This is a genomic window from Anaerotignum sp. (genome assembly GCF_031981185.1).
Taxonomy (GTDB): domain Bacteria; phylum Bacillota; class Clostridia; order Lachnospirales; family Anaerotignaceae; genus Chakrabartyella.
In genome coordinates, this window is sequence record NZ_DALYUL010000002.1 from 202081 (window position 1) to 209839 (window position 7759).

The 7759-nt window shown below is 34.9% G+C and carries 6 protein-coding genes; 1 reads left to right on the forward strand and 5 read right to left on the reverse strand.

The features are described 5' to 3' along the window. Positions 1-722 precede the first annotated feature (722 nt). On the forward strand, positions 723-1142 hold the full coding sequence (locus RTK36_RS01985) for a YjdF family protein (RefSeq protein WP_312043780.1): 420 nt from the start codon (positions 723-725) through the stop codon (positions 1140-1142). Positions 1143-1356: 214 nt separating this feature from the next. Here the strand turns inward: RTK36_RS01985 and alr are convergent, their stop codons facing one another. The 5 genes from alr to RTK36_RS02010 all read right to left on the reverse strand — a co-directional run bounded on the left by alr (position 1357) and on the right by RTK36_RS02010 (position 7458). Then, the gene (gene alr, locus RTK36_RS01990) at positions 1357-2499 is read right to left on the reverse strand and encodes an alanine racemase (protein ID WP_312043782.1); all 1143 of its coding nucleotides are present in this window, start codon (positions 2497-2499) and stop codon (positions 1357-1359) included. 204 nt (positions 2500-2703) lie between these two features. Beyond that, positions 2704-4137 (reverse strand): alanine/glycine:cation symporter family protein, encoded by a 1434-nt coding sequence (locus RTK36_RS01995; RefSeq protein ID WP_312043784.1) that lies wholly within the window; start codon positions 4135-4137, stop codon positions 2704-2706. 43 nt (positions 4138-4180) lie between these two features. Next, positions 4181-5353: a trans-sulfuration enzyme family protein gene (locus tag RTK36_RS02000; protein WP_312043786.1), complete on the reverse strand. Its 1173-nt coding sequence runs from the start codon at positions 5351-5353 to the stop codon at positions 4181-4183. An 82-nt stretch (positions 5354-5435) separates the two neighbouring features. Continuing rightward, complete coding sequence (locus RTK36_RS02005) at positions 5436-6233, reverse strand: MerR family transcriptional regulator (RefSeq protein WP_312043789.1); 798 nt, start codon at positions 6231-6233, stop codon at positions 5436-5438. A gap of 703 nt (positions 6234-6936) precedes the next feature. After that, positions 6937-7458 carry a hypothetical protein gene (locus RTK36_RS02010; protein ID WP_312043791.1) on the reverse strand — a complete coding sequence of 174 codons (522 nt, stop codon included), beginning with the start codon at positions 7456-7458 and terminating at the stop codon, positions 6937-6939. Between the last annotated feature and the right edge of the window lie 301 nt (positions 7459-7759).

Consider the following 7759-nt stretch of genomic DNA (forward strand, 5'->3'; position numbering starts at 1 on the left):
ATTGGTAAATATCGCATTGATTTCCACCCATTTTACTTTCTCATCTTAGACTTTTGAATTTAATAACTGTGTATCTATTACATTAGATCATAATTATCTGCATATATAAAACATGACAAAATATATTTTTTTATTATATAATAATATAAAAATATAATATAAACACAATTTTAATTTAATTTTAATAATATTTTTAAAAATATTACCTTTGGTCATATACTTCATAACAAGTTAGTAGGGAATATTTTTACTATAATTTTAATCGTTTACAAGAATGTATTTGTAACTATAACTTAGTAAAAAATATACATATCTGCCAATGAAAAAGGCTTGTTTCTATCATTCTATTTTAACAAATAACAACAAAAAATGCAAATTACATTACAAATTTTCCAAATTTCTCTTTAGCAAATTCTATGATTGATGCAGATAATTCAACGGGTCTGTCAATTACATTCCTTGTGCTTTGATGTGCTTCTAACGCTATCGCGATAATCTGCTGCCTTTCAAAGAGATTTATTTTAGTAATAGTATTTGAGGTTACATCTTAAATAATTATAAACGAAAGTTATTATTCAAAATCCTTCACCATTATGTTATAATCATTCTGCAAAGATAAAAACACAGTTCCGGTTGGTAGTCCGGACGCAGCAATGCTGTCAGTAACCTGCCTCCTTGGTTGTCCCTTCTTTGTATGTTTTAAACTTACAGGAGGGAAAACTATGTTAAAAACCGTATGGAGATTTACTGTATTTTTTGAAGACCCATTTTGGGTAGGTATTTATGAGCGGGAGTCAGAGGGCATCTATGAGGTATGCAAGATTACTTTAGGCGCAGAGCCAAAGGATTATGAGATTTATGACTTTCTACTGAACAGATGGGCCTATCTGCGGTTTCATGCATCTATGGATGCTAAATGCATTACAGAAAAATCCATGAATCCTAAACGTATGCAGCGTGAAATTAAACACCAACTGCAAAAAACAGGGATTGGCACAAAGGCACAACAAGCACTTAAGCTTCAACAAGAGCAAGGAAAGCTAGCGCGAAAAAAACGTTCCCGTGAGCAAAAAGATGCTGAAAATCAGAGAAAATTCGATTTACGTCAGCAAAAGCGCACGGAAAAACATAAGGGGCATTAATTTTAATGTTTCTACCAAAAAAGCAGGGATTTTTGATCCTTGCTTTTTTGGTTTATTTTTATAATATCTAAAAAGAATCTTACCGAAAACGATCTGTTACTAGGTATTTAATTTTATTCATTTTAAGCATTCTCAGTAGTACTTTCTTACTTATCTCATTTTACTTCACATATAAAAAAGCCAAAGCCATCGGGCAACCCCAATGGCTTTTCAATCAAACATATATTTTTGTTGGGCGATAGGTAATATGGCAATAAACCTCCTCTTCTCCACACTGTAGAAATTCTGCCATTGCCGCAAAATCTATCTCCCTTTCCTGAAATTGCCCCAAAACCACAGCAATATCTCCTGCCTTCACTTCGCCGCCTTGGGATATATCAACCACCATTTGATCCATACAAACGCCCCCAATCACAGGACAAGGTACATCATTAATCAATACATACCCCTTCCCTGATCCCATGCGCAAAATATCAGAATAGCCAATGGTTAATACAGCTACCTTTATATCCTCATCCGCACAAAATGCTCTGCTGTAACCAATATAATCACCTTTTTTTACATCACTTACTTTGCCGATACGGCATTTAATTGTTACAATTGGTCTAAACGCAATGCCTTTATGATTGTTAATCTGGGGCAATGCTCCATAAATCAGCATTCCCACCCGCACCATATCCATCTGCATTTCCGGCATATTTACTGTTCCGGCAGAATTCAAACAATGTAAAATCCCCAGATAAATACCTTTTGATATCAAATCGTCTGTAATTCTTTTAAATCTTGAAAATTGAAGTTTTGAGTATTCCAGAGAATCTAAGTCATTCTCATAGAAAGTTGAAATATGAGTATAGCATCCTGTTACCTGAAACATTTTGCTGTTGCAGAGTTTCGCAACTTTCTCCACAGCATCATGAAAATTTTCATCATAACAACGAATTCCCATCCTGCCCATACCTGTATCAAGTTTTATATGTATTTTCAGCTTTTCTTGTTCCTTTTGAAGAACTTTCTCTAGTTGCAACCCATAATCATAAGATACTAAGGTTTGGGTAATATTGTATTCTATCAATAAATATGCATACTCCGGAGGAGTGTACCCCAAAATTAAAATAGGGTTTTCAATTCCTCCTTTTCTTAATTGGATGGCCTCTTCTACGTTAGATACCGCAAATTGAATTTCTCCGTCTAATGCAATCAATTCCTTGGCAATTCTTACGTCACCGCAATTATACCCATTGGCTTTCAAAACTGCCATTATTTTAACATCTTTGTTGAGTAGCGCTTTTATTTTATAAAAATTATATTTTAGGTTTTCAATAGAAATTTCAACCCATGCACGTTTAATAAAGTCCATAATGACCTCCCATGAAACACCTTAAGAATAAATCAATTTATTAAAAAAAACCAAAAATATACATAGGCTTATCAGAGGCAAATAGGGCATTTTAAAAACCACTTTTCTTTGCTACTTTAAAAGCCCTTGAAACTAGCTTTTTTAAAAGGGTGCCGACTTTATCGACACCCTGACTTTAGGAAATACTCTTAAGGTATTTAAAAATTAATCTGTAATTTCATGTTCAATGGTTTCATAAGAAACTCTTTCAGGATTTTTCCCTGCTTTTAGTTCAGGAATAAAGCGGTTCCAGAAATCATTATATAATCTGAATATTTCTTTCCGTTTAGCATAAATGAATGTCAATGTAATAATTACATACATTGCACTTAAAATATCTGTAAAAGCCCAAAGCATGTCCGCCTTAATATTATAAAAAACAAGAGCAGGAATTAGGAAATACACCATGTAAACCGGAGAAAACTTTTTATTCAGCTCAGTGTCTCCAAGGGCATAATTTACTGACTTGGCACAGCTATAATACATACCAATAATAGTTGTCCAAGCAAAAACTGAAATTGCGCATGCCATGAAGTACCCACCAAATTTTCCATATGCCACTTTAAATGCTACTGTGGTTAATTGCGCACTGGTAATATCAGGATAATCAATATAGGAGTTGGTTAAAATGATTGACAATGCAGTTACGGAACAAACAACAATTGTATCTAAGAAAACTTCTCCCCAGCCCCAAGAAGACTGACGAACAGGATGGTCTGTCTGGGCTGATGCATGGGCAACAATGCCATAACCAGTACCAGCATCATTGGAGTAAAGCCCACGAGCAATACCAAATCTGATAGCATCTCTAACCGAAGCACCTGCAAAGCCACCAACACCAGCCATAGGTGTAAACGCACTTTTAAAAATTAATGCAACCCCAGCGGGAACAGCATCATAATTCATAATTAAAATTCCAATACCAGATATTATGTAAGCCAAAGCCATAAAAGGAATCACTTTTTCCATAACACTGGAAATTCTCTTTAACCCACCTGCAATTGTCACAAAGCATGTAATTCCGATTACCGCAACAGAAATAATGGGAGGAATTTGAAATGCTTCATAAAGAGAGCTGGTTACAGATTCGGTCTGTACCGCATTGGTCCAAGGCCCAAAAATAAATACAAATACAGCCAAGATAATTGACCCCGTTTTCCATCCACGGGCATTCTTCATAACAAAAGATCTATCACAAAGATACTCATCCATTGACTTGTCATATTTTACTCTGTATCTTTGACCGAGAATAATCTCACATGCTTTTGTACTCATACCCAACAAGCCGGACATCCACATCCAAAAAATCGCACCAGGGCCACCCATAGTAATGGCAGTGGCAACACCACCAATATTACCTACACCAATGGTATTTGCCATAGCGGTACAAGCGGCTGCGAACCCAGAAACTGTTCCTTCTCCTTCTCCGCCTTTAAACATCTTTCCAAATGTGTTTTTAAAATGAAACTTTATTTTTGTTATGTAAGAAAATCTGAATTTAATTGTTAAATAAATACCTGTTCCTACCAATGCAATCGTCATTGGTGTGCCCCATAAAAAATCTGAAATTGCCGATAAAACTTCCAAGATTCTTTCCATCTTGTAAAATCCCCTCCGATTTTATTAAAAAAATTATACCTTATTATGCCTTATTAAATACTTCTAGAGCTTGATTTAAATCTTCAATTAAATCCACCACATCTTCTGCGCCCGTTGAAATTCGAATGAGTCCTTCATGAATACCCATTTTTCTCAACTCCTCCTCTGTAAACTCATTCCGAAAGGCTGTTGCAGGGTGAGCTAATGTCGTTCTAATTCCGCCTAGGGTACCTAAATACTTAATTACTTTCAGTCGACGAATAAATTCATCCACTTTTTCTCTGTTATCCTCTACAGAAAAACTTATCATGGCACCATATCCATAGGAAAAAATTTGGCTTGCTAATGCATGCTGAGGATGATTTTCCAAGCTGGGATGATATACACACTGAATATGAGGATTTTTGCTTAATGCTTCTGCTACAAGAACTGCATTATCCAATTGTGCTCTCATTCTTAATCCCATAGTTTTAATACTTCTTTGTAAAAGCCATGCCGAATTTGCATCTAAAGATGCCCCCAACAATAAGTAACTTTGCTTCATTTTTTTGATTATTTCGTTACTGGCAGTAATTGACCCCCCAGTCACATCACTATGCCCACCAAAAAATTTTGTTAAACTATGAATGACAATATCTGCACCAAAATCAAGGGGTTTCATTACAAAAGGTGTAGTAAAGGTACTATCCACAACTACCATTGCACCAAAAGAATGAGAGATTTTGCTGATTTTTTCTATGTCAACAACCAAAGTCAGCGGATTTGCAATAATCTCTGTATAGACTACTTTGGTACCATCTTTCATAACGCTTTCAAATTCTTCAATATTTGTAAAATCTACCAAAGAAACATGAACGCCAAAACCTTCCAAAATTTCAATTAATTCTATTGTCTCACCATAAATGCTTTTATTGAATACTGCATGATCTCCACACTTAAGCAAGCCCAACAGGGTTGTAGAAATGGCACCCATACCCGAAGAGCATACCAAAGTGTCTTCGCCGTTTTCCAAATAGGAAATTGCCTCCGCCAATCCATCACGATTGGGGTTGGCGGTTCTATTGTAAAAGTATTTTCCGCCACTATTCGCAAAATCATAATCTCTAGTGTCTTCAATGATATATGCCGAGGAAGGATATATCGCCGGCGTTTCAGGATGAAGTGCCCCTTCTCTATTCTCTGTACCTTTGTAAAGAATTTCTGTATTTTGTTTCAACAAGTTATCCACCACTTTCTTAAATAATCATTAATGAAATCGTAATTCTTATACCTACTATAAGGTCAATTATTACTTATTACTAAAGAAGTATTTGGATTTCATATTGAGCATCAGCATAATCCACTAAGTTATCTTCAAATTCCATAGCAAGCACCAGTTTGGGTTGTGGCTTATTTTCAAAATATTTGGTAAGCATATCAATATCCCAATTTTCTGATAATGCTTGTGTTTGAAAACACAAATATTCTCCTGCTGGAATTACATCATACAAGGTCTCATCTAAAACTGGCTTTCCTCTAAAATAAACAAAGTATTCTCTGGGATAAAATTCTTTTTTAAATAGCGCATCCAAATCTATCTTATATCCATATTGCCTTCTAAACTTTGTTTGTGTGTATTCGGATTTGCTTTTTGCCGCAGCCAACCGTATTTCCATTTGAGCCAATTGTTCTTTATAATAACAGGGAACACTTAAAATATATCGTTCCTCCTTCTGAATTTTATATAAATTATCCAGATTTTCTCCTTTATTCATATAAGTAAAATAGTCAATATACCATTCAATGTCCTTAATTCGCTCTTCCATCTCTTTTAGCTCCTGTAAGGCATTCTCTCTTTTTTTTCGCAAATACGGCAACAATAAATCCACACTACCGCTGTGAATAATTTTTCTTATATCCTCCAGGGGCATTCCAAAGCTTTGAAGATATCTTATTCTATCAAGATAATGAAATTGTTGATAATAGTAATATCGATACCCTGTGTTTTCATCAGTAATCCCTGGAGAGAGCAGTCCGATTTTATCATAATATCGTAATGTTTGCGTAGAAATTCCCAATAAGGCCGCCGTTTCTCCAATCGTATATTTCTTTTTCAAAATTTCACCTCATAACTTCTTATAAAAATAAATTATTATTCCATTTATCATAAAATTTCAGTAGAACCACCCCATAATAGGCAACACTGCCATAGCGTTCTCCACTTAAATACAGTATTTATTATAACAGGTCTTCAAACTCGGAAGAAAGCTATTTCTTTTACAACATTTATGCGATTTTAATATTGTCCTATATTTTTTAGTTAGAACATAGAAACCACAAATTTTTTATGAGCTACAAAGGCATTATAAACGATCAAACATCCCAGCACAAAAAAATAACACCCGATTTACGGGGGTTCTAGACAGCTGATAACTGGATTCGAACCATAATAGAACGGTTCTCGTTTCAAATTCGTTTTAGCTGATAATTGCTAGGATTGCTGAATTTACAGCATTCTCATAGCATTTGTTGAACTCAGTTTATCCTGCTAAATATCCATAATCCATCTTAAAAGTGGCATTCTGGAACAGTAGTTCACACAAAAGTTCACACAAAGTAAAACAAAAGCAAGCATAACCACCTCGGCGTCCCCAACGCCAAAACAGAACCCTACAATCCCTTGATTTTACTGGGTTTGTGAGAGTGCTGGCTTGTATTTGACTTGCATATTATTTCAATATTAATTCGTGGTCATTTAATATGAATAGTACCTAGCTAGGGCACCAAGTCAGTCTAAAGTCTGACTCTTGTTTATTCGGTTTAATTAAAACCTTCTCGGCTGAAAAGAGGGATAGTTCTGTATAATGATATTTCAATTTTTCCATTTTCGACAGCGTATTCTTTTACAAAATCACCAAAGCTACCAAACCATGGTTTGCTTGGGGTTTCGCTGATTTTTGTAAAATTCCAAGTGAAATCACCCAATTTTAAATTAAAGGATAAATTTTTACAAATAACAGCCTGTTCTTCCATAACCGTATCGGAGAGATACACCTCTTTACACTGAAGCAAATAAACATTGTCTTCCTTATTCTCGAAAGTACCCTCCAAAAAAATATCGTTTTGATAATCTTCCAGATAAAATACTTTTCCTGGACCTGCTGTTAATGAGCAGAGCGTGTTTTCACCACAGGTGTAAGTACCTATTAATTGATTAGAGAGTTTTGGTTGGGAAAGAGTGCTGATGAAATAGCCACCATAGCGTTCAAAAGAGTAAACTAATGCAGAAATCAGTATAATACAGCATATAAAGCCGACTATTAAGTGTGTATTTTTTTTCATGAACTCACCCCATAACCATGATAACACAATAACAATAAAAATAGTGCCTCAATAAATAGATAATCTGGAACAAAAACAACCCCCTTTTGGGGGCTTTCTTATTTTTTGTTTGATAATTGAGTAATAAAAATCCCCTTCGGTGGAAGGGGATACTTTATTATTTATTCGTTGCTACTTTTGTATTATCGGTTGCTGCTTTTGTATCATCTTTTTTTGCTTCTGCTGTTGCTTTTGTATCATCTTTTTTTGCTTCTGTTGTTGCTTTTGTATCTTCTTTTGTTGCTTCTGTTGTTGCTTTTGT

Excerpts from the sequence above, each read along its gene's own strand:
- RTK36_RS01985 (WP_312043780.1), top strand. The coding sequence starts at position 723 with ATGTTAAAAACCGTATGGAGATTTACTGTATTTTTTGAAGACCCATTT.
- RTK36_RS02010 (WP_312043791.1), bottom strand. The coding sequence starts at position 7,458 with ATGAAAAAAAATACACACTTAATAGTCGGCTTTATATGCTGTATTATA.
- alr (WP_312043782.1), bottom strand. The coding sequence starts at position 2,499 with ATGGACTTTATTAAACGTGCATGGGTTGAAATTTCTATTGAAAACCTA.
- RTK36_RS01995 (WP_312043784.1), bottom strand. The coding sequence starts at position 4,137 with ATGGAAAGAATCTTGGAAGTTTTATCGGCAATTTCAGATTTTTTATGG.